The 1461-nt window shown below is 34.8% G+C and carries 1 pseudogene; it reads right to left on the bottom strand.

Annotation, left to right across the window (positions count from 1 at the left end):
- Nucleotides 1–344: 344 nt before the first annotated feature.
- A pseudogene (locus HMPREF9144_RS12440) lies at nt 345–929 on the bottom strand (transposase); the annotation flags it as partial.
- Nucleotides 930–1461: the final 532 nt, after the last annotated feature.

Here is a 1461-nt window from a genome sequence, read left to right as displayed (position 1 = left end):
AGAGTAAAAAAGAGGATGTATCAATTTTGACACACCCTCTAAAATAATCAATATAAGGAGTGTTTTTTTCATTTTCATTTTCGTTTTCCAATAACAACTACTTCAGGAAGAGCATTTATATACTCTACTGTTTTTATATTGGGTTTGAATCCTTGTAAGTGCAAATGATTGGAATGATTGTACGTTGTCAAACAAAAGTGCACAACTGCAAATGTAGTTATTTACTCTGATATTTCATTGTTTTATTATCAAAAATTCTTTTGTTAATTGAATTTTGCTTTATTATTTCTCTTATCTTTTGGTAGTGTCTGAAAAAGTGTGTAAGTCCTCTCTTTCTTCTCTTTTTATTTTATTCGTTTTCCTTCCTTTTGTTTCCAGAATTTGCATTTATAATTTTTTCTTGAATATGTTGTTTTTGTTTCTTCCATGGCAACACTTGCTAGTAGGAAAAGTACCGACTTACTTGTTGGCATTGATGTTCTCGTTTTTATCGTTCTCTTATATTTTCTATTGAGTCTTTCAATCCAATTAGTCGTATATATGCACCTTTGCACTTGCACAGGAAAGTCCATATATGTAAAGTAAGCGATGTTGTAGTCGGCTTTATACTTTTTCAATATTGGGTATTTATTTTCCCATTTGGCTACAAAAGTAATAAATTGTTTATGCTCCGACCAGGATCCCATCTCTTTATTTTCTAAAGTAAATACATCATTGAGTTCCTCAGCCATCTGCGGTTTATCCACAATTTAGTATTTTTGCTTGACGTGAGCTACACAAAAATGATGAGATTCCTGGGGAAAAGCTGCACAAACAGCAATCTCTATTCCTTGAAGTGCATCAGATACTACTAAGTCTATTTGAGTAACTCCTCGTTCTTTCAACACTTCAAGTTCTTCCTTCCAGCATATATCTCCCTCACTAGGATAAAACCTTCGCTACTACTTGTGTAATTCGAAAGAATTTCTGAAATTTGCCAACGTGTAAGTTCCATTGTTTCTTTATTTTGTTGTTTTCAAATGCAAAGAGAAGAAAAATATGGGCTTACACACTTTTTTAAGACACTACCATATCAACAAACATTCCGTAGACGTAGGGGCAGATTTATCTCACCCGTACATCATTCATAATCCAACAAACACACCACAAGGTTTATTCATTGCATAATATCAGCGCACACACCGTAGGCGTAGGGGCAGATTCATCTCGCCCGACAATCATTCATAATCCAACAAACACACCACAAGGTTTATTCAGTGCGTAAATGTATAACAGCGAACACACCGTAGGCGTAGGGGCTGATTCATCTCACCCGTACAATCGTCTATTATTACTCTCGAGAAGGTTAGCAAAACTACAATGAACAAGTCGCTACAGTTCGATAAATATAATTCACCCCTAAATAGGTAGAGTAATATATAAACACAACAAAAAAGCCCCGACTACTCATCGTAATCAGGG

This window comes from Prevotella pallens ATCC 700821 (assembly GCF_000220255.1).
Lineage (GTDB): Bacteria > Bacteroidota > Bacteroidia > Bacteroidales > Bacteroidaceae > Prevotella > Prevotella pallens.
This window is presented reverse-complemented; position numbering and strand designations above follow the sequence as displayed.